At 60.7% G+C, this 24,875-nt stretch carries 15 protein-coding genes; 7 read left to right on the plus strand and 8 right to left on the minus strand.

Translation table 11 applies throughout. The features are described from left to right. Positions 1 to 54: 54 nt before the first annotated feature. Positions 55 to 8,658: a retention module-containing protein gene (locus HU725_RS16535; protein WP_217872358.1), complete on the minus strand. Its 8,604-nt coding sequence runs from the start codon at positions 8,656 to 8,658 to the stop codon at positions 55 to 57. A gap of 466 nt (positions 8,659 to 9,124) precedes the next feature. On the opposite strand from HU725_RS16535, the gene HU725_RS16540 reads away from it, so the two are divergent. The 3 genes from HU725_RS16540 (at position 9,125) to HU725_RS16550 (ending at position 14,071) form a co-directional block, all read left to right on the plus strand. After that, complete coding sequence (locus HU725_RS16540; RefSeq protein ID WP_186478961.1) at positions 9,125 to 10,498, plus strand: TolC family outer membrane protein; 1,374 nt, start codon at positions 9,125 to 9,127, stop codon at positions 10,496 to 10,498. A gap of 75 nt (positions 10,499 to 10,573) precedes the next feature. Continuing rightward, entirely contained in the window at positions 10,574 to 12,709 is a 2,136-nt protein-coding gene (locus tag HU725_RS16545; RefSeq protein WP_186478963.1) for a type I secretion system permease/ATPase, read from the plus strand. Between the two features lie 9 nt (positions 12,710 to 12,718). After that, positions 12,719 to 14,071 carry an HlyD family type I secretion periplasmic adaptor subunit gene (locus HU725_RS16550; RefSeq protein ID WP_186478960.1) on the plus strand — a complete coding sequence of 451 codons (1,353 nt, stop codon included), beginning with the start codon at positions 12,719 to 12,721 and terminating at the stop codon, positions 14,069 to 14,071. A gap of 95 nt (positions 14,072 to 14,166) precedes the next feature. Here the strand turns inward: HU725_RS16550 and HU725_RS16555 are convergent, their stop codons facing one another. From HU725_RS16555 to HU725_RS16565, 3 genes are all read right to left on the minus strand, one after another. Beyond that, positions 14,167 to 14,763: a tRNA-uridine aminocarboxypropyltransferase gene (locus HU725_RS16555; RefSeq protein ID WP_186478959.1), complete on the minus strand. Its 597-nt coding sequence runs from the start codon at positions 14,761 to 14,763 to the stop codon at positions 14,167 to 14,169. Positions 14,764 to 14,832: 69 nt separating this feature from the next. Next, complete coding sequence (locus HU725_RS16560; protein ID WP_186478958.1) at positions 14,833 to 16,398, minus strand: methyl-accepting chemotaxis protein; 1,566 nt, start codon at positions 16,396 to 16,398, stop codon at positions 14,833 to 14,835. A gap of 131 nt (positions 16,399 to 16,529) precedes the next feature. Beyond that, a complete protein-coding gene (locus tag HU725_RS16565; protein ID WP_060479829.1) occupies positions 16,530 to 17,423 on the minus strand; it encodes a LysR family transcriptional regulator in 894 nt (297 codons plus the stop codon). Positions 17,424 to 17,647: 224 nt separating this feature from the next. Between HU725_RS16565 and speB the strand changes: the two genes are divergently transcribed. After that, a complete protein-coding gene (speB, locus tag HU725_RS16570) occupies positions 17,648 to 18,598 on the plus strand; it encodes an agmatinase (RefSeq protein WP_060479828.1) in 951 nt (316 codons plus the stop codon). A 131-nt stretch (positions 18,599 to 18,729) separates the two neighbouring features. Then, a complete protein-coding gene (locus HU725_RS16575) occupies positions 18,730 to 20,109 on the plus strand; it encodes a sodium:solute symporter family protein (RefSeq protein WP_186478957.1) in 1,380 nt (459 codons plus the stop codon). 181 nt (positions 20,110 to 20,290) lie between these two features. Here HU725_RS16575 and HU725_RS23020 read toward each other — a convergent pair whose 3' ends face one another. Both HU725_RS23020 and ptrR read right to left on the minus strand, forming a co-directional pair. Next, the gene (locus HU725_RS23020) at positions 20,291 to 20,419 is read right to left on the minus strand and encodes a PA1414 family protein (RefSeq protein WP_288442230.1); all 129 of its coding nucleotides are present in this window, start codon (positions 20,417 to 20,419) and stop codon (positions 20,291 to 20,293) included. A 124-nt stretch (positions 20,420 to 20,543) separates the two neighbouring features. Beyond that, positions 20,544 to 21,437, minus strand: coding sequence for a putrescine utilization regulator PtrR (gene ptrR, locus HU725_RS16580; protein WP_186478956.1), 894 nt, complete (start codon positions 21,435 to 21,437; stop codon positions 20,544 to 20,546). Positions 21,438 to 21,544: 107 nt separating this feature from the next. Here ptrR and HU725_RS16585 point away from each other — a divergent pair, with 107 nt between their 5' ends. Further along, on the plus strand, positions 21,545 to 22,711 hold the full coding sequence (locus HU725_RS16585) for an MFS transporter (protein ID WP_186478955.1): 1,167 nt from the start codon (positions 21,545 to 21,547) through the stop codon (positions 22,709 to 22,711). 172 nt (positions 22,712 to 22,883) lie between these two features. On the opposite strand, the gene HU725_RS16590 is transcribed toward HU725_RS16585, so the two are convergent. Both HU725_RS16590 and HU725_RS16595 read right to left on the minus strand, forming a co-directional pair. After that, entirely contained in the window at positions 22,884 to 23,810 is a 927-nt protein-coding gene (locus HU725_RS16590) for a DMT family transporter (protein ID WP_186478954.1), read from the minus strand. A gap of 97 nt (positions 23,811 to 23,907) precedes the next feature. Then, the gene (locus HU725_RS16595) at positions 23,908 to 24,315 is read right to left on the minus strand and encodes a hypothetical protein (RefSeq protein WP_060479823.1); all 408 of its coding nucleotides are present in this window, start codon (positions 24,313 to 24,315) and stop codon (positions 23,908 to 23,910) included. Positions 24,316 to 24,575: 260 nt separating this feature from the next. On the opposite strand from HU725_RS16595, the gene HU725_RS16600 reads away from it, so the two are divergent. Next, on the plus strand, positions 24,576 to 24,845 hold the full coding sequence (locus HU725_RS16600; protein ID WP_060479822.1) for a hypothetical protein: 270 nt from the start codon (positions 24,576 to 24,578) through the stop codon (positions 24,843 to 24,845). The last annotated feature ends 30 nt before the right edge of the window (positions 24,846 to 24,875 follow it).

A 24,875-nucleotide genomic window follows, 5' to 3' on the forward strand; every position in this document is an offset into this window, starting at 1 on the left:
CAGGGTGCTGTGCCGCGGTTGAAGCAGCACAGCACCTGTGTGAGCAGGTGAGCATCACACCGTATCCACCTTCAACGAATGATCATTGATCATGCCGGTGATGATCGTCGCCGTATCCTGCCCCGCTGAAATCACCCCGCCCGCCCCTGCCGTCACGCCGTAATGCTGGGCCAGGTCGACGCCTGCCAAGTCGATGGTCTGGGTGGCTGCCGCCCCGGCTACACTGCTGACTTCGATGGTGGAAACCACCGCGTTGCCGCTACCACTGACCCTAAAGTGCAGATAGTCGTCCAGGGAAGCGGCAGTGGCATTCTCGCCCTGCAGCAGCTGCGAAAGATCCAGGTGATCACTGCCTGGCGTGAAGTCAGTGACCGTGTCATGCCCGCTGTCACCCTTCTGCCAGACGAAGGTGTCATTGCCATTGCCACCCGTCATGACATCGTTGCCAGGCCCACCAACAAGGATGTCATTGCCGTCACCACCCTTGAGTACATCGTTGCCGCGGCCTCCGTTGAGGGTATTGTCGGCGGCATCGCCGATCAAAGTGTCGTTATAGTCTGAACCGATCAGGTTCTCGATGCCGGTCAAGGTGTCGACACCGGCAGCACCGGTATCTTGAGGGCCGCTCAGGCTCAGGTCGACAGTCACCCCGGCAGTGGCCGAGGCATAGCTGGCGGTATCGTTGCCCGCCCCGCCATCAAGCAGGTCGTTGCCAAGGCCGCCGATCAGCAGGTCATTGCCATTGCCGCCATGCAGGGTGTCATTGCCCGCGCCCCCCACCAACACATCATTGCCTTCCCCGCCATCGAGCAGAGCGTCTGCGTTGCTAGCCATCAGCACATCATCGCCTGGAGTGCCGTCGAGTGTGCTGCCGGCATGGTAGGTGATGTCCACCGCGCCAGTTGCATTACCCCCGTGGCCATCGGTAAGCGCGTAGCTGGCCTGGTGCACGTCGTTCACAGCATTGCTGTAGTCGACCACCATGCTCAATTTATAGCTCTCGGCGGCTTTGCTGTTGTCTGATGGGTTGATCTGATTGACCACATGGATGCTGTAGATGCCGTCATGGCTGGCCGTAAAACTGCCGCCGTCGGCAAGCGCCTGGTAGCTGCCGTTGGCATCCTTCCACTCAAGGCTGAGGTTGCCGTCGGGGCGATCGTGGTCAACCTGCAAGGTTTCGCCCTTGCGCAGGCTCACGGTGATCACATCCTCACTGTTGGCGTTGCTGCTAGTGATAGCACCAAGGTACCCGAGCACCACCAGCGCCGCACTCATGCTGCCAGCGGCACTGGTGAAAGCGCTGCGTTCCAGGGCTTTGAACTGATTGCTGAACGAGTTGGCATGGGCATCGAAGGTGATGGTCGGGATGCCACTGCCCAGGCTGAAGCCTGCACCCTTGTCGGCAAAGCCGGTGTTGACGGTGATGGGGGAAGCACTCAGGCGGTCGTTGTCGGCATCCTGGTCATTGGCCAGCAATACTTCGGACGGCACGGTCAGATTGGCGCCAGTGATATTGGTAATGATGTGGTCGGCGACCGCTACCGGTGCATGATTGCCATCGATACGCACGACGAGGCTGGCACTGCTGGTATCGCCGTCGTTGTCACTGACGGTGAAACCGAAGTGCTCGGCCTGGCTACTGTCGCTGCCCTTGGGCGGCGTGTAGGTATACTCGCCGCTATCCATGTTCACCAGCAGGCTGCCGCCCATACTGGTCTTGATGGCCAGGGTATTGGCAGTGCTGTCGAAGCTGGCCTGGTCGGCGCCGCCGCTGGCCTGATAGCCACCCTGCCCTGCATTGGCTTTGGGGTCGTAGGTGTAGGTTGTCCCGTCCACCAGCAGGGCCTTGATGAAGCCGCCATCGGCACCGAAGGTGCCACCACTGAGCAGGCTGCCGGTGATCGGTGAGCCTTGCACAGTACCCGAAAGCACACTATCGAGTTGGTTGAGGTTGGTCACGATCACCGAATCAGTGTCGGTGTGAGTACTGCCGTCGTAGGCCAATGGATTGAGGTTGCCCGCATTGATGTCTCGGCCAAGACCTACGGCGTAGGACTTGATGCCATTACTGTCGAGGAAGCTTTCCCAGCTGGCCTCGCGTGCTCCAGTTATCGCGTGCCCGAAGGTCGGTTCGCCATCGGAGAAGAAGTAGCTGACATTCTGCGCGCCGGCCAGCTTGCCACTCTGGGCAAAGGCTGTCTGGGCTGCGCTAGCTGCACTGTCATAATAGGTCGAACCCCCTGCGTGCAGTCCATTGACGATGGTCTTGGCCACATCGATGCTGACCCATTCGGCTGCCTGTACCTGCGCGCCGCTGCCGAAGGTGACGATCTGCACTTTGATGTCACCCATGTCATCGTATTTATCGAGCAATGCAGCAATGGCCTGCTTGGCCGCTTCCAACCGGGTCATGCCCGGTACGCCGGAGGCAGCCGCCATGCTGCTGGACACATCGATGACCAGCAGCACGTTGGAGTCCACCTGGCCGGGGGTGATGCTGCGCTCGGCGCACACCGCCTTGGGCACATCGTCGACGATGGTGATGGCGATGTTGCTGGTGATGCTATGGCCCAGCGAATCGGTGGCCTTGTAGGTGAAATATTCAACTGCCGAATCAGCGCCAGGTGTGTTGGCAGGTGAGGTAAGTGTGTAGGTATAGCTGCCGTCGGGGTGAATGCTGATCTGCCCGTATTGGCCGACCGCATTGCCCACCAAGCTGAAGGTTAGGGCATCCACAGCATTGGCAACCGAACCTACCAGGCTGCCACTGGCCGTTTCCCCGGTCGAACTCGGGTCGCTGCCAGTAACGCTGCCTGCGGCCAAATCATTCCCATCCTTGTGCAGGTCCAGAGCTTTTTCGTACACCGTGACATCACGATCCGTGCAGGCTTCGAGCCTTGGGTCATGCACATTGATAGCCAGGGTCGTGGTGCTTTCGTCTCCATCGGCATCGCGAATGGTGTAAACGAAGGTGTCGACGGCATCGCGCGCAGAGACCACATCTGGGTTCGAGTGATAGACCGCGTTGCCTTGCTCATCGATCGTCAGGTAACCGTATTGGCCATTCACCTGAGTATTCAACTGGCCGATGGCCGATGTGGACGTGTCACTGCCTGCCCGTACACCCACCACGTAGTTGCCGTCACTGCGCACATCGGCGCCGACCACGTCGTTGTACAGCACGTTGCCGCGCACTTCGTCGCCTTTGTACACGCTGACCTCATCGCTATGTGCGTGTGGTACGTCGTCGACGATGGATATGACAAGGGTGCTGGTGGCCGAATGGCCATAGACGTCCTGTACCTGATAGGTAAAGGACTCTGTGACAGTGTTGGCGCCGTCGTTGGTATGAACCGGGGAGCTTGCCGGGGACGTCAAGGTGTAGGTGTAGCTGCCATCTGCATTGAGCTGAATCTGCCCATATTGACCAACGGCGCTTCCCACCAGGCTGTAAGACAACGCACCGATGCCGCCGCTGGCCAAACCGGCCAGGCTGCCAGAGGCTGTTTCCAGGGGCGACGCCGGGTCGCTGCCAGTGACCGTACCTGCGGCGAGATCGCTGCCATCTTTGTTCAAGTCCAAAGCATTTTCGAACACAGTGGCTGTGCCGTCCATGCACACTTCGATTCGGGGGTCATGCACGTTGATAGTCAGGGTCGTGGTGCTTTCATCGCCATCGGCATCGCGAATGGTGTAGACGAAAGTGTCGACGGCATCGCGCGCAGAGACCACATCTGGGTTCGAGTGATAGACCGCGTTGCCTTGCTCATCGATCGTCAGGTAACCGTATTGGCCATTCACCTGAGTGTTCAACTGGCCGATGGCCGATGTGGACGTGTCACTGCCTGCCCGCACACCCACCACGTAATTGCCGTCGCTGCGCACATCGGCGCCGACCACGTCGTTGTACAGCACGTTGCCGCGCACTTCGTCGCCCTTGTAAACGCTGGTGTAGTCACTGTGAGCTTGGGGCACATCGTCGACGATGGTGATGACGATGGTGCTGGTGGTCGAATTGCCGACCGAGTCCTTCACCTGATAGGTGAAGGTTTCAGTCACGGTATTGGCACCGTCATTGGCGTGAGTGGGCGAGTCGGCCGGGGAAGTCAGGGTGTAGGTATAAGTGCCGTCGGCGTTCAGGTGTAGCTGGCCGTACTGCCCAGTGACATCGCTTACCAGGCTGTAAGTCAACGCGCCAACACCGCCGCTGGCGGAACCCACCAACGTGCCGGTGGCCGTTTCCCGGGTCGAGTCCGGGTCGCTGCCGGTCACGCTGCCGGCAGCCAGGTCGTTGCCGTCCTTATTGAGATCAAGGGCATTTTCGTAGACCGTCACATCCCGATCGGCACACGCCATCAACGAGTTGTGCACGTTGATGGTGATGGTCGTGGTGCTTTCATCGCCATCGGCATCGCGGATGGTGTAGACGAAAGTGTCGACGGCATCGCGGGCAGAGGCCACATCTGGGTTCGAGTGATAGATCGCGTTGCCTTGCTCATCGATCGTCAGGTAACCGTATTGGCCATTCACCTGGATATTCAACTGGCCGATGGCCGATGTGGACGTGTCACTGCCTGCCCGCACACCCACCACGTAATTGCCGTCGCTGCGCACATCGGCGCCGACCACGTCGTTGTACAGCACGTTGCCGCGCACTTCGTCGCCCTTGTAAACGCTGGTGTAGTCACTGTGAGCTTGGGGCACATCGTCGACGATGGTGATGACGATGGTGCTGGTGGTCGAATTGCCGACCGAGTCCTTCACCTGATAGGTGAAGGTTTCAGTCACGGTATTGGCACCGTCATTGGCGTGAGTGGGCGAGTCGGCCGGGGAAGTCAGGGTGTAGGTATAAGTGCCGTCGGCGTTCAGGTGTAGCTGGCCGTACTGCCCAGTGACATCGCTTACCAGGCTGTAAGTCAACGCGCCAACACCGCCGCTGGCGGAACCCACCAACGTGCCGGTGGCCGTTTCCCGGGTCGAGTCCGGGTCGCTGCCGGTCACGCTGCCGGCAGCCAGGTCGTTGCCGTCCTTATTGAGATCAAGGGCATTTTCGTAGACCGTCACATCCCGATCGGCACACGCCATCAACGAGTTGTGCACGTTGATGGTGATGGTCGTGGTGCTTTCATCGCCATCGGCATCGCGAATGGTGTAGACGAAGGTGTCGACGGCATCGCGGGCAGAGGCCACATCTGGGTTCGAGTGATAGATCGCGTTGCCTTGCTCATCGATCGTCAGGTAACCGTATTGGCCATTCACCTGGGTATTCAACTGGCCGATGGCCGATGTGGACGTGTCACTGCCTGCCCGCACACCCACCACGTAATTGCCGTCGCTGCGCACATCGGCGCCGACCACGTCGTTGTACAGCACGTTGCCGCGCACCTCATCGCCCTTGTACACGCTGGTGTAGTCACTGCGAGCTTGGGGCACATCGTCGACGATAATGACATCCAGGCTACCGGTGGCAGTGCTGCCATCGATATCCTTGGCCACCACTTCGAAGTGTTCGCCGATGCTGTTGCTACCAGCGCCGTCGGGGTGGCTCTCGTTGCCAGTCAGGGTGTAGCGGTAGCTCACAGTACCGGTCGCGGAATCGTAGCCGGTGACGGTCAGGGTATTGCCCTCAGGCGTGGTCACCGTTTGCGGGAAGCCTGCGGCCACGCCAGCAGTGACCACGGCAATACCACCCACCGTCAGGCTTTGCAGCCCATCTGCTGCGGTGACCTTGAACGTGCCTTGCTGGGTCAGCGCATTGGCATCCGGCGCACTACCGTCGCTGAGGTTTTTCTCGTAGACGGTCAACTCACCGCTCTGCACATCCAAGCCGTTAAGGGTGACCGGGTCATCGAGGTTGTTGACGTTCAGCGTCAGGGTCGCCGTGCTGGTATCGCCATCGGCATCCTTGATTGTGTAGGAGAAGTTCTCTATGCCAATGCCGCCACCGCCCAGATTTTTGAAGCCCGGTGCATCGGGATTAAGTGTGTAGGTGTAGGAACCATCGGCTGCCAGGACCAGCGTGCCGTAGGTACCGGTGAAGGTGCCTGCAATCACCGGCCCACCTGCTACACGGTCGGCGCCTTGCACGTCGTTGGTCAATACATTGCCCGACAGCTCCATCTGCTGTTCGGTTGCGGTCACGGCGTTGCTGTCGTCCACGGCTTTGGGCACGTCATCGACAATGTTCACGTCCAGGCTGCCGGTGGCAGTGCTGCCATCAATATCCTTGGCCACCACTTCGAAGTGCTCGCCGATGCTGTTGCTACCGGCGCCTTCTGGGTGGCTTTCGTTGCCAGTCAGGGTGTAGCGGTAGCTCACAGTACCGGTTGCGGAATCGTAGCCGGTGACGGTCAGAGTATTGCCCTCAGGCGTAATCACCGATTGCGGGAAGCCTGCAGCCACGCCAGCAGTGACCACGGCAATACCACCCACCGTCAGGCTTTGCAGCCCATCTGCTGCGGTGACCTTGAACGTGCCTTGCTGGGTCAGCGCATTGGCATCCGGCGCGCTGCCGTCGCTGAGGTTTTTCTCGTAGACGGTCACCTCGCCGCTCTGCACATCCAGGCCGTTGAGGGTGACAGGATCATCAAGGTTGTTAATGTTCAGCGTCAGGGTCGCCGTGCTGGTATCGCCATCGGCATCCTTGATTGTGTAGGCGAAGTTCTCTACGCCACTGCCGCCACCGCCCAGATTTTTGAAGCCCGGTGCATCGGGGTTGAGTGTGTAGGTGTAGGAACCATCGGCTGCCAGGACGAGCGTGCCGTAGGTACCGGTGAAGGTGCCTGCAATCACCGGCCCACCTGCTACACGGTCGGCGCCTTGCACGTCGTTGGTCAATACATTGCCCGTCAGCTCCATCTGCTGTTCGGTTGCGGTCACGGCGTTGCTATCGTCCACGGCTTTGGGCACGTCATCGACAATGTTCACGTCCAGGCTACCGGTGGCAGTGCTGCCATCAATATCCTTGGCCACCACTTCGAAGTGTTCGCCGATGCTGTTGCTACCGGCGCCGTCTGGGTGGCTTTCGTTGCCAGTCAGGGTGTAGCGGTAGCTCACAGTACCGGTTGCGGAATCGTAGCCGGTGACGGTCAGGGTATTGCCCTCAGGCGTAATCACCGATTGCGGGAAGCCTGCAGCCACGCCAGCAGTGACCACGGCAATACCACCCACCGTCAGGCTTTGCAGCCCATCTGCTGCGGTGACCTTGAACGTGCCTTGCTGGGTCAGCGCATTGGCATCCGGCGCGCTGCCGTCGCTGAGGTTTTTCTCGTAGACGGTCAACTCACCGCTCTGCACATCCAAGCCGTTAAGGGTGACCGGGTCATCGAGGTTGTTGACGTTCAGCGTCAGGGTCGCCGTGCTGGTATCGCCATCGGCATCCTTGATTGTGTAGGCGAAGGTCTCTACGCCACTGCCGCCACCGCCCAGATTTTTGAAGCCCGGTGCATTGGGGTTAAGTGTGTAGGTGTACGAACCATCGGCTGCCAGGACCAGCGTGCCGTAGGTTCCGTTAAAGGTGCCTGCAATCACCGGCCCACCTGCTACACGGTCGGCGCCTTGCACGTCGTTGGTCAATACATTACCCGTCAGCTCCATCTGCTGTTCGGTTGCGGTCACGGCATTGCTGTCGTCGAAAGCCTTCGGCGCGTCGTCGTGAATGATGACATTCAACGTACCCTGAGCGACATCGCCATCACGGTCAGTGACCTGCACAGAAAACTGCTCGGTCAACGACTTGGCGCCATCGCTCTCGAGGTGCTGCCCGGATTCAGTGAGCGTATAGCTATAGCTCACCTGGCCAGTGCTCGGGTTGTAGCCGGTAACCGTAAGGATGTTACCCAACCCGGTCGTGATCGACTGACCGATGCCGGTCACCACGCCGCCAGCCACCACATTGATGCCGCCCACGCTCAGGTTAAGCACACCATCTTGCGCCGTCACGGTGAAACTACCCTGTTGCGTCAATGCAGCGGCATTGCTGGCAGAGCCCAGCGGCAGGTTGGCCTCGAGAAGGTTAAGTTCCGCAGGGGCGATATCCAGCCCAAGTAAAGTGACCGGGTGGTTTTGATCTACTGTAGGAGACGAAGGTACTGCGGGGTTCGGGCCTGCATCAACTGATGGAGGGGCACTCAGAGCACTGCCATTGCTTGGGTCAAGCCCCCCCACTTCGCGGTTTGCCAGTTCGGGCAAACCATTGAAGCCGGCCGTTGGGAAACCTACCTCGGGGTCCACCCGCGCGGCGACTTCACTCAACATCACAAAACTGTGCCCGCCTCCCAGCGCACCTGGCGCACCGCCATTGCTTGCCCCTGCGGCGGTAGCTTCGGCGCTCTGGGTAGGATCGTCGCCGGCTGCGATAGCCCGTTGGATACGCTCTACATCACTCAATTGCGCGTCGTTTGGTGTTACATCGTGAGGCTGCACATCAGGCGCTCTGCCCGCGAGCAAGTCCGTGGTCATCTGCAAACTGCTGTCGCGCCCTAAGGTCAACTCGGCGCCGCTCTGCAGACGAACAGCCACGGCACCGGCCGAGCCTGTTTCCAATTGCTCGCCCGCGAACAGACGATCGCCCTCGATCAATGCGCGCCGGCTACCATCGGTGTCGACGGCGAAGACCTGACCTACCACCTTACTGACCACACCGACTAACTTAGCCATGAGCGCACGCCTCCCCTTCCTGATCAGCTATTTCAGCCAATGACTTAGCGCAGGCAGGTGTGGGCATGGAGTTCGAAAAATCTCAACGGTGAGAATCGTTCTCTCAGGCACTACTGCGGCGATAGAAACTATTAGAGCCGGCGTAACTAAGCGCCAAATTTCTGTCGCCAAATACTGCTTTCACCTATCCGTCTCGCGTTCTTGGCCAAAAATCTATGGAACTTTATAAAATGCTCGTAAGTCGCGGGCTGCAAAGGCTCGCGAATTCTCATGAAGGAAACAATGTCTTGCTTTTGATAGACCGCATAAGTTTTTTTTCGCATAGGACTTATGACAAAATCTTCTTAGGTCGGACGTCAAATGTTCTTAGCTCTGTTGTTACAAACGTGAAACTATTCGAACTATAAAAATCGCCATTTTATTGGCGAATCCAAGATTTTTTTTGTGACCAGGGAGAAGTAACCCCATGCGTGTTTTAACCCCCCTCGCCAGCGCGATGCTGCTAGCTATCGCATGCACCAACGTCGAGGCGATGTCCCTCAACGAAGCTATCCAGAGCGCCGTTGACTACCACCCGCAAATCAGCTCGAACCGCAACAGCAAGCTTTCCGCCGATGAAGATGTGAAATTTGCCCGGGGCGGCTACTACCCGAGCGTGGATCTGGTTGCAGGCTACGGGCGCCAGCGCTCGGACAACCTCAACACCCGCGGCCTAAATGCCGACGGCAGCAGAAACCACAACAAGGAAACCCTGAACTACACCCAGTCCGAGCTGCGCCTGCGGCAGATGATTTTCGACGGTTTCAACACTGCCAATGAAGTGGGCCGCACCGAAGCGGTAGCCACCTCTCGCGCCTACTACACCCAGGCGGTCGCTCAAGACGTTGCCTTGCGCGCCATCGAGGTCTACCTGGAAGTGCTCAAGCGTCGTGAATTGGTGACGTTGGCCAAGAACAACTTGCAAGCCCATTTGCGCGTCAACGATCAGATCGGCCTGCGCAGTGAGCGTGGCGTCGGCAGCACCGCCGACCTCGACCAGTCCCGTGCCCGTCGCGCGCTGGCAGAAAACAACCTGGACACCGCCGAGGTCGACCTCGCCGATGCCGAAGCCAACTTCTACAGCGTGGTCGGCCGTATGCCCGACGAGCTGGAGGGGCCGCAGTCGGTAAAGATCGAGATGCCAACCACACTCGATGAAGCACGTGAAGGCTTGCGCCAGAACAACCCTTACCTCAAGTCTGCCCAGGCTGACGTCAACGCTGCCGAGAAGCAGTACGAAGTCGCCAAATCGCCGTTCTATCCACGCCTGGACGCAGTGCTGGCCACTGGTGCCAACAACAACCTGGGTGGCGAGAAAGGCCACAGCAACAACGACTGGCAGGCTGGCGTCGAGCTCAGCTACAACCTGTTCCGCGGCGGCAGTGACAAGGCCCGCCTGCAATCGGATGCGCACAAGATCAATCAGGCGTTGGACATCCGCAACAATGCATTGCGCGAGCTGACCGAAAACCTCAGCCTGGCCTGGAACGCGATGAACAACGCGCGTAAACAAACACCGACTGCCCGTGAGTACGCCGAAACCACCCAACGCGTCCGTGCTGCTTACCAAGACCAGTTCGGCCTTGGCCAGCGCACTCTGCTGGATGTGCTCGACAGCGAGAACGAGCTGTACAACGCCAACCGTCGCTACACCGAAGTGCGCTACACCGAAGAGTTCTCGATGTACCGTGTGCTGGCGACCATGGGTGAACTGCTGAGCAAGCAGCGCATCTCGCTACCACCAGAGGCCATCGCTACTAACGATGTTCGCACCGAGGCCAGGCTGCCCGATATGCGCTAAGCCTCGTTCGCGCTGGCCTGCATCACCCGCACAGCTACCCATCCACCCTGACGGGAGGAGGCCATCGTGACCAGTATGCAAAGTGCGCAGCCGCGCCCGGATGTCGATGACCCACTGCTCGATGGCTTGCTGATTCTATGCCGGCTGCACGGCCGGCCAGCCAGCCGGGCCGGCCTGTGCAGCGGCCTGCCGCTGGCCCATCAGCGCCTGGGCCCAGCGCTGCTGCCACGGGCGGCCGCACGCGCAGGCTTGCAAGCACGGGTGCTCAAGCGGGCGCTGGACGACATCTCGGCACTGAACCTGCCTGTGCTGTTATTGCTAGGCAATGGCCGCAGCGCGGTCTTGCAGCGCTGGGGGGAAGACGGCCGCGCGCTGATTCTGCCCTGCGAGGCCGACGGTGGTGAGCAATGGGTAGAGCGTCAGGCGCTGGAGCAAGCCTACAACGGCCACGCCTTGTTCGCCCGCCCGCGGCATACGTTGGAAGACGTGCGCGCCCCCTTGCTCCCTAGGGTCAACGCCTGGTTCCGCGATACCTTGCGCCATTCCCGCTGGCTGTACGGCGACGCTTTGCTGGCCAGCCTGCTGATCAACCTGCTGGGCCTGATGGTGCCGCTGTTCGTCATGCAGACCTATGACCGGGTAGTGCCCAACCAGGCACTGTCGACCTTGTGGATGCTGGTGGCCGGGTTGTTCATCGGCACCGCCTTCGAGCTGGTGCTGCGCATGGTCCGCGCCCACCTGCTCGACCAAGCCGGCAAGAAGACTGACCTGATTCTCTCCGCCACGCTGTTCGAACGCATCACCGGGATGGCGATGAAGGCCAAGCCCGCCACCATCGGTGGCTTCGCCCAAAGTATCCACGACTTCCAGGGCCTGCGTGAATTCCTCACCGCGGTCACCCTGACCAGCATCATCGACTTGCCTTTCGTCGCCCTGATGCTGTTGGTGATCGGCCTGCTCGGCGGCTGGCTGGTAGCCATACCACTGATCGCCTTCCCGGTGGCGGTAGGCTTTGCCTTGCTGATCCAAGCCCGCCTGCGCGACACCGTGCAAAAAAGCCTGAGCCTGGGCGCCGTGCGCCAGGCGCTTCTGATCGAAACCCTTGGCGGCCTGGAAACCCTCAAAGCCTGCGGTGCAGAAAGCGAGCGTCAGTACCAATGGGAACACACCAACGCCGCCATCGCCCGGCTCGATGCCCATGCCCGTAACTTGTCATCGCTGGCCAGCAATGGCACGTTGTTCATCCAGCAGTTCTGCGGCATGGCCACCATCGTTGCCGGCGTGTACAGCATCATCGCCGGTAACCTCAGCGTCGGCGCGCTGGTCGCCAGCTATATGCTCGGTAGCCGGGTACTGGCACCGCTGGGGCAGATCGCCGGCTTGATCACCCGCTACCAGCAGGCACAGCTGACCATGCGCAGCACCGACGCCCTGATGGCCCTGCCCCAGGAACGTCAGCCCGACCAGCAAGCGTTGGAGCACACCACGCTCAAAGGCGAGTTGGCGCTGAGCCACGTCAGCTTCCGCTACCCAGGGCAGACAAACCCAGCCCTGCAGGATGTGAGCCTTGTGGTAACTCCGGGCGAGCGTATCGGCATCATCGGCCGCAGCGGTTCGGGCAAAAGCACCTTGGGCCGCATGCTGATGGGTTTTCACCACCCCGATGAGGGCCAGGTGTTGCTGGACAACCTCGACTTGCGCCAACTGGACATCGCCGACTTGCGCAGCCAGATCGGCTACGTTGCCCATGACCTATCACTGCTGGCCGGCAGCCTGCGTGACAACCTGACCTTGGGCGCACGCCACATCAGCGATGCACGCATGCTGGAAGTAGCCGAACTGACCGGGGTCAGCGAACTGGCCAGGCAGCACCCCAACGGCTTCGATCGCCCAGTGGGCGAACGCGGGCAGCTGCTGTCCGGCGGCCAGCGCCAGGCCGTGCTGCTGGCCCGCGCACTGCTGCTGGAGCCGCCGATCCTGATCCTGGACGAACCCACTAGCCACATGGATAACAGCAGCGAAGAGCAACTGCGCCAGCGTCTGCTTGCCTGGGTGCCCGGTAAAACCCTGCTGCTGGTCACCCACCGCACCTCCATGCTCAGCCTGGTGGACCGCCTGGTGGTGCTGGACAACGGCAAAGTCGTCGCAGACGGGCCGAAAGATGCCGTTGTCGACGCCCTGCGCAAAGGTCGTATTGGCTCTGCTTTGTAGGAGTTCACCATGCCTCTCACGCACAACGTACGCAGCGGCCATGGCACCGACAAACGGGCCGAACATGACTACATGCCGGAATTGGCCGGCGCCACCTTACAGGATTCGCCTCGCTTCTCGCGCCTGACCGTATGGCTGGCTGCAGCACTGTTACTGGCGGCGCTGGTCTGGGCGAGCCTGGCGGTGCTCGACGAAGTGACGGTAGGTGAAGGTAAGGCCATCCCATCAAGCAAAGTGCAGGTGGTGCAGAACCTTGAAGGCGGTATCGTCACCGAAATCTTCGTGCGCGAAGGCCAGATGGTCGAGAAAGGTGCCACGCTGCTGCGTCTGGACGACACCCGCTTCAAGTCCAACAAAGGCGAAAGCGAAGCCGACCGATACGCCCTGACAGCCCAGGTCGAGCGCCTAGCGGCAGAGGCCGAGGGGCGGCCCTTCGTGCTGTCGGACGAAGTGCGCGCCAAAGCCCCCCAGGTCGCTGAAGACGAGATTGCCCTGTATGGCTCGCGTCAGCGACGCCTGGCCAGCGAAAAACAAACCCTCAACGAGCAACTACGGCAGAAGAACCAGGAGCTTGCCGAATTTCGCTCCAAAGTCGATCAATACCGCTCGGCGGTAGCGCTGCTGCAGCAGGAAACGGACATGTCGGCGCCCTTGGTCAGCAAAGGGGCCATTTCCCCAGTGGAAATTCTTCGCCTCAAACAGCGCACCGTGGAGGCACGTGGCCAACTCAACGCCACCAGCCTGGCCATCCCACGGGCCGAAGCGGCGATCGCCGAGATCAAGAGCAAGATCGAAGAGTCCGAAGCAAGCTTCCGCTCGGACGCAGCCAAAGAGCTCAACGACAAACGCACCGAGTTGTCCAAGATAACCGCCACCAGTATCGCCATCGACGACCGGGTCAACCGCACCACCGTGGTGTCACCCGTGCGCGGGATCGTGAAGCTGCTCAAGGTCAACACCATCGGTGGTGTGGTGCAGCCAGGCAGCGATCTGGTGGAGATCGTGCCGATCGAAGACAACCTGCTGATCGAGGCCAAGGTGCGCCCGCAGGACGTAGCCTTCCTGCACCCGGGGCAACCGGCCATGGTCAAGTTCAGCGCCTACGACTACACCATTTATGGCGGGCTCAAGGGCAAGCTGGAGCTGATAAGCGCGGATACCGTAACCGATGAAAAGGGCAACGCGTTTTATCTGATCCAAGTGCGAACCGATAAGAACCACCTGGGCGGGGACAACAAGCCGCTGCTGATCATCCCCGGGATGGTGGCCACGGTGGATATCATCACTGGGCAGAAAAGTGTGCTGGATTATCTGCTCAAGCCGGTGCTCAAGGCACGAACCGAGGCGCTGCGCGAGCGGTGACTGAGGGGGATTTCGTGAGGGCGGCCAGGTGCCCCCCCCTCAGTCCTGCGTTTGTTTCGGGCCAGTTATTTCTGTGGGGTTCGCGCGCAGAAGCCTTAACAACCATGATTGCGCTCGAACACCTCAGCCCCCATCGCCTTGATCTGCCCTTCGATCAACGCCTCGAACGGCCGCAGCAGCTCATCGAAACTGGCTGGCTGCTCCAGCACGTTCAACGCCTGCACCACGGCCTCGATGGTCGACACCGCCCCCGGCTCCGGGGCCTTGCGCAGGCGATAGCGCGAGGGTGTCACCTCAGCCAGGGTCACTCGGGGCAGAGCATCAAGCAGCGGATTCAAATACAGCAATTTGCGCGCCTTGCGCCAGGTGCCGTCGGGGACGATCAACAGGTATGGCCTATCGTCGGTTTCGCAATAGGCAGCCAGCGCTTGGGCCTGCTCGCCAGGGAACAGCAGCACAGGGCGATAACCCGGCGTCGCCAGCAGCTCGGCCAGATCATCGAACACCTCCCCAACCCGCAGTTCGGCATTGACCAGGCCCAAGGCGGCCAGGCGCGCGGTATTCAATGCGTGGGCGGTTTCACTGGGGTGCTGCAGCAGGAGCACACGGGTGCGGCTGCCAAGGTTGGGGATCAGTGGGCAAAGACAATGGTCGAGCGGGCGCTGGCAGCGATCGCAGCGGGGTCTGGGCATGAGGTTCTCCGTTGGCGGAGTATTTTGCCATATGCCGTGATTTTGGGCCCGCTTTGCGGGCCAAGGGCCTCAGCGGTTGAAACGCTCCGCCAGGCTATGCAGGTACTCGGCCATCCGCTCCAGTTCCTGGCTGATTTCGGCTCCCTGTTTGGCTTGCCCCGCCGTCTGGTCGCACAGATGAGCTATACGCACGATTTGCTGGTTGATGTCCTCAGCTACATGGCTCTGCTGCTCCGATGCGGTAGCCATCTGCTGGCTCATGCCAGTGATGCGGCTCACCGCCTGGGCGATGCCGGCCAGCGCCGCCTGCACGGCCTCAACGCTGTGCACGCTGTCTCGGGAAATCTGCTCGCCCCGGCTGGCCGTGCTGACCGCCCGCTCGGCCCCGGCGCGCAACGAGGCGATGATCTGATGAATCTCGTCGGTGGACGAGCGCGTACGCTGCGCCAATGAGCGCACTTCGTCTGCCACTACTGCGAAGCCCCTACCCTGCTCCCCGGCTCGGGCCGCCTCGATGGCGGCATTGAGCGCCAGCAGGTTGGTCTGTTCGGCAATCGAGGTGATCACATCGACCACGCTGCCGATCGACTGGGTCTGCTGAGCCAGGGCATTGACCGCCTGGCCGATGTCGCTGACAGCTTCACTCATGCTCCCCATGGCTTTGAGACTCTGCTGGGCCAGTTCGCTGCCATGCTGGGCCAGCTGATCGGCATCACCGGCAGCATGGGCAGTGCTCTGCACATTCACGGTCACTTGCGCAATGGTCGCTGCCATTTGCGCAATGGCAGTGGCCGACTGGTCGGTTTCACTGCGTTGGCGGTCGAGCATCTGAGCCTGGGCATCGGACAAGTCGGCCGACTGAGCGGCCCGCGATTTGACCCCAATGCCAGCATCCACCAGGCGAGTAAGCGCGGTTTGCAAACGCGCCTCCTCGCTGATGATCGCCAGGTCCAGCTGGCCACGCAGGCCGCTGTTGTCGCTGTAGGTCAGGGCCACCAATGGGCTGGTGAAGGCTTTGGGATGCTCGGCAAGGGTGCGGCGGATCGCTCGGTTCTGTTGCTGTTCGAGTACGCACCAGGCCACTAGCATGCTTGCCATCAGCACCGCCAAAGCCCCGTAGGGCGGCAGCCACAGATAGGCCGCCGCCGACACCAGGCCAGCCCCGAGCAGAGGCCAACCATGCCCCAGTACGTAGCCCAGGCGAGCCGCCGCCGGAACCGCCGACTTGCCGCCGCGCAGGCGCGCATAGAGCGCTTGGGCGCGGCGGATCTGCTCGCGGCTTGGCACGGAGCGGACTGACTCGTAACCGCTGATGCGGCCATTTTCATAAATCGCCGTGACGTAGGCGCTTACCCAGTAGAAATCGCCATTTTTAGCCCGGTTCTTGACCACCCCCATCCACGGCTTGCCTTGCCTGATGGTTTCCCACATATGGGCGAACACGGCAGCGGGCATGTCCGGATGACGCACCAGATTATGCGGCTGCCCAACCAATTCTTCGTAGGTGAAGCCGCTGATCGCCACAAAGGCGTCGTTGCAATAGGTGATGCGGCTGTCCAGGTCCGTGGTCGAGATCAGGCGCTGTTCGCTGGGGAAGGTTCTTTCGTGCTCGGTGACGGGCATATTCATCCGCATCTCAAACGGTCCTTTCAAGATGAGTGGATAATCAACGCGCCTTTATTTATTTAGCAGAGCGCTAGCAAGTTAGCGGTCAACTTTTGAAGGACATGAGTAGCACTCGAAAAAATTTATCCAGAACGTTCCCGTCATCCTGCGTAGAGCTGGCTTTTAAGCAGGTCACGGAACGTTTGAATCAGCGGTTCGCGACTACGGCCTCGGCGGATGATCAACGAGAATGGCGCCTGATAGCCGAAAGTCGCAGGCGATAGCACTCGAAGGTCACCCTTGTCCGCCCATGCTTGCGCATAATGTTCGGGCAGATAACCAATGTAAGCCCCAGACAGGATCAGAATCAGCTGCGCCTCCATACTTTCCACGGTCGCGGCACTGTGTTTGAAACCGTGCCGAGCCAGCTCCGCCTGGCTCCAATAACCGCGCCCGACCATGCGTTGCTGGGTCACCACTTGCTCCGGGATGCGCCGTTCGGCAAACAACGGGTGGCGGCTGCTGCAATACAGCCAGTGCTGCTCGCGGTAGAGCGGTTGATAAAGCAGGCCGCTCATACGCGACGAGAATGCGCCAATGGCCAGATCCAAGCGGTTGTCCTGCACCCCGAGCTGCAACTCGTAAGGGCTGGAAACCGACAGGTGCAAATGCACAGCGGGGTGTTCCTGGCTATAGGCACCGATGACCTCGGCCAAGGGTAGCGCGCGATCACCGACGGTCGAGTCGATCACCCCCAGGTTCAGAGTGCCGCGCAACTCGCCCTTGAGCGCAGCGGCGTACTGCTCGAAGCCGTCCAGTTCAGCCAGCAGGCGCAAGGTTTCCTGGTGAAACAGTTCACCTTTGCTGGTCAGGCTGAAACCGCCCCGGCCACGGTGACACAGTACAAGCCCCAAGGCCCCTTCGAGCTGGCTCATGTAGGTGCTGATGGCCGAGGTGGACAGATTCAGCTCGCGCTGGGCATTGGCGAAGCCCTGATGGCGCACCACGCTGACGAAGATGCGTAGCAGTTTCAGGTCGGGCAAGGTCGAGGCCATGGTGCAACAGTTCCGCAGCAGTATTTGCGGGAAGTCTAACCGCTGCGACCGGCGTTAGTTCAGAAATTCCTGAAGTAAGTATTTGCCGGTAGCGATTTTTCCTACGCACTACCTTGCGCAGACTTGGCCGAAACGTCCCTGCCCGCCAAGCATTGAGCCCTTGAAGGCGCGCGGCGGAACAGGTTCGAACAAACACAACAATCGACCGACTGATGAGGCCCACCGTGGACAAAGTTTTGCATCAACCACTGGGCGGCAACGAAATGCCGCGTTTCGGCGGCATCGCCACCATGCTGCGTCTGCCCCACCTGCAAAGTGCCGAAGGCCTGGACGCCGCGTTCATCGGCGTGCCATTGGACATCGGCACCTCGCTGCGCTCCGGCACCCGTTTCGGCCCGCGGCAGATCCGCGCCGAATCGGTGATGATCCGCCCCTACAACATGGCTACAGGCGCTGCCCCGTTCGACTCGCTGTCGGTGGCCGACATCGGCGATGTGGCTATCAACACGTTCAATCTGCTCGACGCCGTGCGCATCATCGAAGAGGCCTACGACGAGATCCTCGAACACAACATCATCCCGATGACCTTGGGTGGCGACCACACCATCACCCTGCCGATCCTGCGTGCCCTGCACAAGAAGCACGGCAAGATTGGCCTGGTACACATCGATGCCCATGCCGACGTCAACGACCATATGTTCGGCGAGAAGATCGCCCACGGCACCACCTTCCGCCGCGCCGTGGAAGAAGGCCTGCTCGATTGCGACCGCGTCGTGCAGATCGGCCTGCGTGCCCAGGGTTACACCGCCGACGATTTCAACTGGAGCCGCCGCCAGGGCTTTCGTGTCGTGCAGGCCGAAGAGTGCTGGCACAAGTCGCTTGAGCCGCTGATGGCCGAAGTGCGCGAGAAAGTCGGTGGTGGCCCGGTGTACCTGTCGTTCGACATCGACGGCATCGACCCGGCATGGGCGCCTGGCACCGGTACCCCGGAAATCGGCGGCTTGACCACCATTCAGGCGATGGAGATCATTCGCGGCTGCCACGGCCTGGACCTGATCGGCTGTGACCTGGTTGAAGTCTCCCCGCCTTACGACACCACCGGCAACACCTCGCTGCTCGGCGCCAACCTGCTGTTCGAAATGCTCTGCGTGCTGCCAGGCGTAGTGCGCCGCTGATACCGCTGAACCCCGGCAGGAGCCATGAGGGAGGGCCATAGAGGCCCGCCAACACAAGACAAAACCGCCGGGCGCCACGACGCGCCCGAGTGGTCGATCTCGCCATAATAAAGATAATCGGGAGACCCCCAATGGCCTTGGACATCATTGTTGTAATGATCTATACCGTCGGCATGCTCGGGCTGGGCTGGTACGGCATGCGGCGCGCGAAAACCCACGAAGACTACCTTGTGGCCGGGCGCAACCTCGGCCCTACCTTGTACATGGGGACCATGGCCACAACCGTATTGGGTGGTGCATCCACCGTCGGTACCGTTAGGCTGGGCTACGTGCATGGCATCTCTGGGTTCTGGCTGTGTGCGGCTCTGGGCCTGGGCATCATCGCCCTGAACCTGTTCCTGGCCAAACCACTGCTGCGCCTGAAGATCTTCACCGTCACCCAGGTGCTGGAACGCCGTTACAACCCTATGGCCCGCCAGGCCAGTGCGGCAATCATGTTGGCCTATGCGCTGATGATCGGGGTGACCTCGACCCTGGCCATGGCCACCGTCCTGCAAGTGCTGCTTGATGTGCCGTTCTGGGTGTCGCTACTGCTCGGCGGCGGCGTTGTAGTGGTGTACTCGACCATCGGCGGCATGTGGTCGCTCACCCTCACCGACATCGTCCAGTTCGTGATCAAGACCGTTGGCCTGATGTTCATCCTGCTGCCCATCTGCCTGTACAAGGCCGGCGGCTGGGATACCTTGGTGGCCAAACTCCCAGCGGCCAGCTTCAGCTGGACCACCATCGGCTGGGACACCATCATCACCTACTTCCTGATCTACTTCTTCGGCATCCTGATCGGCCAGGACATCTGGCAGCGGGTTTTCACTGCCCGTGACGCGAAGGTCTGCCAGCGCGCCGGCACCACTGCCGGTGTGTACTGCGTGCTGTACGGGCTGGCATGCGCCCTGATCGGCATGTGCGCCCACGTACTGATGCCTGACCTTGCCAACCCGAACAACGCCTTCGCTGAGATGATCAAAGGGCAACTGCCCGAAGGCATCCGTGGCCTGCTGATGGCGGCAGCCCTGGCAGCGATGATGTCCACCGCCAGTGCCGGCCTGTTGGCAGCCTCGACCACCCTGACCGAAGACCTGTTGCCCAAGCTGCGAGGCGGCAAGCAGTCCAGCCTGGGCGTCAGCCGCCTGTTCACCCTGCTCACAGGCCTGGTGGTGCTGGGCATCGCAATGGCGGTGAACGATGTGATCAGCGCCCTGACCTTGGCCTACAACCTGCTGGTCGGCGGCATGCTGATCCCGTTGATCGGTGCGATTTTCTGGAAGCGTGCGACCACCGCAGGCGCCATTGCCAGCATGTCGCTGGGCTTTGCCACCGCGCTGTTGTTCATGTTCAAGGACGGGCTGGATGCCAATACGCCGATCTACTACAGCTTGGTGGTTGGCTTGGTGAGCTTCGTGCTGGTGAGCGTGCTGTCGCGCAAACCGGTGGGTGAAGTAAAGCTGGCCTGATGGGCTAGCCTGCAGCGGCCTCTTCGCAGGCTAGCTCGCACCCTCGCGGTTATCACGGCTTTGCAACCCTGTGGGCCTGCTGTGCAGGGTTAGCCGCGAACGGACCAATGATGCCCAAGCAGATGCAGCAGAAACAAAAAGGCCGCAGCACCTGTCCAGGTGCTGCGGCCTTTTTTGCATCTCAGCGACGGCGCGGCTGGCGCTTGCGCTGCTCTTCATCAGTCGGGATCGGCACCGGCTGCAAGGGTGGTGGAATCAGCCCCAAGGCGACGCCGAGGTCGTGGAGCCAGTTGAACATTTGGTTTCTCATAATGCCCCCTTGACGGGTCAGCCTCACGGCAATTCAATCCTGCGATGTTTCATACAGATCATAGTCCGATGCTCTGTACTACGCATGCCCTTATTCTTACAGATATGGCCTAGTTTGACGCGGATCAAGCGGAAACGGCGCATTCCGACGACTGGCTAATCGTTTCCCTTTGTTGCAAATCAATCCAAGCCTGCAAATTCGCCCCGCACATGCCTTGGCGCCACATCAACCAGGTTTGCGCATGATCGAACGGCGCCTGCAAGCGGTGCGCCGTGACCTGATCGCGCCCAGGCAGGCTATCTAACATCGACTGCGCCATCAGGGCCACCCCAGCGCCGGCAATCACGCAGGCCAGCATGCTTTGATAAGACTCGATTTCCATTACCCGCCCCATGGGCGTGTGCTCATGGGCATACCAGGCTTCCAAACGCATACGGTAGGAACAGCCTTGGCGGAACGTGAACACCGCTTTGCCAGCCACGTCCTTGGCACTGCGCACCTCTGCATGCTGAGGACAGGTAATCAACACCAACACCTCATCGCACAAACGCACGCCGTCCAGCCCTGCCAAGCGAGGCGGGCCGTCCACCAGTGCCGCATCCAAGCGATTACTGAGTAGGCCTTCGAGCAATTCGCCACTGGGCGCTGCCCGCACCTGCAGATTCACGGCAGGGTATTGCTGGTGGTAACGCGCCAACAAGGGGGGCAAGTGAATGGCAGCTGTGCTGTACATAGTGCCGAGGACGAAATCGCCAGCCGGTTGACCGCCCTGCACTGCTGCCACGGCCTCCTCGCGTAATGCCCAAAGGCGGTGGGTGAAATCCAGCAGTACCTTACCCGCTGGGGATAGCTGCAAGCGCTGGCGCTCGCGCACGAACAGCTCCACACCCAGCTGCTCCTCCAACTGCCGCAGGCGCGTCGACAGGTTTGACGGCACGCGGTGCAGACGCTCGGCAGCACGCGTGACCGAACCCTCCTCGGCCACGGCCTGGAAGATGCGTAGTTGACTGAACTCCAAAGCATTCTCCAAAAATGAACAACTTCATCATCATTATTCAATTTTATTGAAACTGCAATCGACTTTAAGCTCCCATTCATCGCATTCATCACACACGGAGAGAGCTCATGTCGCCGCTCGTACAACTGCTGGCCAGTGCCGTGGCCCTGATGATGGCAATGGGGATCGGTCGCTTCGCCCTCACACCGCAATTGCCGCAATTGATCGCTGAAGGGCAGTTCGACCTCACCGCCGCCGGGCTGATCGCTGCCGCCAACTACCTGGGCTACCTGCTAGGAGCCTTGGACGGCATGCGCGCGCGGGGCCCACGCCACGTGCAATTGCGGCTTCATGGTGGGCTGTGGATGTGCGTGCTGCTGACCTTCGCCTCGTGGGCGGCAGAGGGTTTCTGGGGCCATGTCCTGTTGCGCTTTGGCACAGGCGTGGCCAGTGCATGGGTGCTGGTCATGATCACCAGTCTCAGCCAGCAAGTGGCCAATGCTCATCAGCGTCAGCGCCTCGGGGCACTGGTATTCGCAGGCCCCGGATTGGGTATTGCCTTGACCGGCTTACTGGCACTGGTTGCGCACTCGCTGGCATTGGGTTCGGCAGCCCTTTGGCTGATCTATGCGGTGGCGGCGCTGGTCATGCTGCTGCTCTTGCGCCCTTGGCTGCCCCGCGCCCTGCAGGCTACTGCAGTACCCACCGCCTCGTACTCAAGCGCAAACCGCCATGTCGGCATAGGCCGGCTAGGGTTGGTCTACGCCTTGTACGGCGTCGGTTACATCTTGCCCGCTACCTTCCTTTCACAGATGGCTGATCAGCAGTTTGCTGGCAACTGGATGGCTGACCTGTTCTGGCCTGCGTTCGGGATAGCTGCAGCCCTAGGCGTGGTGTTGGTAAGCCTGCGCAAGAGGGGCCGCACATCATCTTGGCTGACAGCCATGCTATGGCTGCAAGCGTTGGGGGTCTTGGCGTGCCTTGTGGGCGGTGCTACGGGCCTGGCACTGGGTGTGGTGCTCTGCGGCGGCCCCTTCCTTGCGTGCATGCAGCTGGTGATGCAGCGCTCGCGGGAATTGGCTCCCCATGCCACCCAACGCAACGCGGGGCTGTTGACCGCATGTTTCGCCCTCGGACAATTGAGTGGCCCGCTGTTGGCCGCGCTGAGCAATCACTACAGCGGGAGCCTCCAGCCAGCACTGGCACTGGCTGCATCTGGGCTGGGGCTAGCCGGGGTGTTGGTGTTGAGCAAGGGCTCGAGCGCCATACATTGCGAGGTGGCAACCCGAGCCTGAGGATCAGCGTCGGCCCTTTCGTGGGTGAAAGTACAAGGGCTGGACAGGTATTGAGGTGATCCCCAATCGGCGGGAGCAACTGGCTTGGCCAGCCTCTTCGCGGCTGAAGCCGCTCCCACCGATTGGTGCTGTGCTCAATGCACCCGCGAGCTACTTGAGCGCGACTTGAACCTCAACCTAAAAGCTTGCGCAGTTGCTGCTTCACCCAAGGCTCCGCACTCACCAGCACTACGCCCAGCAATACCATCACCGCCCCCAATACAAAATTCACACTCAAAGGCTCACCCAGCAGCACTACCCCGAATGTCACTCCGAACAGCGGGGTAATGAACGAAAATACCGCCAGGTTGGAGGCCAAGTATTTGCGCAATAGCCAGAACCAGGTCAGGTAGCTGACGAACGAAACCACAACACCTTGGAACAATACGCTACCCACTGCCAGCGGGGTCAGTGTCACATCCTCAATCTGCCCACTGACCAAAGCGATCAGCAATAACCCGGCAAAACCCACCGCCAATTGGTAGAACAACGTCAGGGTTGCCGGGGCCTCTGAAAGCCGTGAGCCCCGTACCACCACGGTAGTGGCGCCCCAGGCCAGCCCGGCAAGGACTCCCAAAGCATCGCCAAGCAGCGTGCGCCCATCCATCTGGGTGAATGACATGCCGCCGGCAAAGGCCATCGCGATGCCGGCAAACGCCAGCAGGATGCCCAGCCACTGCAACAGGCGCAATCGTTCGCTCGGCAACATGAAGTGCAAGCCCAACGCCGTGAAAACGGGTGCGGTATACAGGAAGACCGACATATGTGCTGCCGATGTCAGCTTCAGACCCTCGGCGATGAACAGAAACTCCAAGCCGAACAGGCCACCGGCCAACAGGCCACCGCGCCAAGTACGGCCTACCTGCTCCCAGCCGCCGCGCCAGCACATCATCAGGCCAACCAGAACCCCCGCAATGCCGTTGCGCAGGGCAGCCTGCATCACCGGGGCGATATCGACGGCCGCCGTTTTGATCAGCACTTGTTGGCAACCCCAAATCAGGCATAGGCCCAGCATTACCTGGAAGGCAAAGGCGTCAGGGTTCTTACGGGCCGCGCTCATGGGCGGGCCTTCAGGTCAGATGCTGGCATGGGCGGCGGCTCGGCAGTGTTGGTAAGAACTACCGATTATCCTGGTACCGCCGCCCTTCTGGCCAGCCCTAGATGGCGCCCCCGGCTATTTGTGCCTTCGACGCCACATGGTCGAAAGTCGCGACCTCGAGCGCATCGGCCTGATCGTCCAACACCTGCCGTGGGTGCTCGAAGCCAGGGATACTGCTGTCGATCAGGCTCAAGAGTCGCGAGCCCCGTGCGGTCAGCACGAAATTCTCGCCATTGCCGCCCTCCTCCTGCGGCCGGCTCTCGATATAACCACGCTCGAACAACAACTTCTCATATTGGCAAGCGCGCGTTTTGAGGTGATCCAGATCACTCACCGCCTGCCCCTTGGCAGCCAGCGCTGCGGCGTGCTGCTCGGCATAAGGGCGCGGGGTGAAGCTTTGACCGGCGCCGTTCTGCACTTCGTGCAACAACCGCTCGATCAGGTCCCAGTCATAGGTGCTGCTCATGGAAATGGCCTCCTGCTGTGGACGAAAGGGTGCACAGCTTGGGACCTGTAGCCAGGCATGAGTGTTCAGAAAAGCTTGGGGTTGCGCAGGTGCCGGATATGGCAGTGCTCTTGAGCACTGTGCGCCTACTCGGCACTGGCGATGGTGAAGGGACGACTGCCTGTCGAAAAGCACCTCCCAAGAAACCGTCGGTCGTTGCTACTGAACCTAATTTCACCCAGGCACCTCCACCGGGCATCACACTCGCCGGAGGTATAGGGATGAAACCGCTGCTGAACATCGCCTGTGCAAGCGCTTTGTGCTGCGCACTGCCCGCCTGGGCCTGCACGCCCGAGCAGGCGACACAAAAACGCGAAGAGCTCGCTGGGTTGGTCAGCCACTTGACCGAACAGAACCCGCAGAAAGCCAAGCAGATCAATGACGAACTCCAGGGGATGGAGCTTGGAACGGCGAGCAAAGACTTGCCCGACAAATGCCAATTGATCGACAAGCGGATCGAAGAGCTAAAAAAAGCAGAGAAAAAAGCGTAACTGTCTCTTTTGGCATCCTCGCAGTGCCGC

The sequence above is a fragment of the Pseudomonas promysalinigenes genome, assembly GCF_014269025.2.
Taxonomy (GTDB): domain Bacteria; phylum Pseudomonadota; class Gammaproteobacteria; order Pseudomonadales; family Pseudomonadaceae; genus Aquipseudomonas; species Aquipseudomonas promysalinigenes.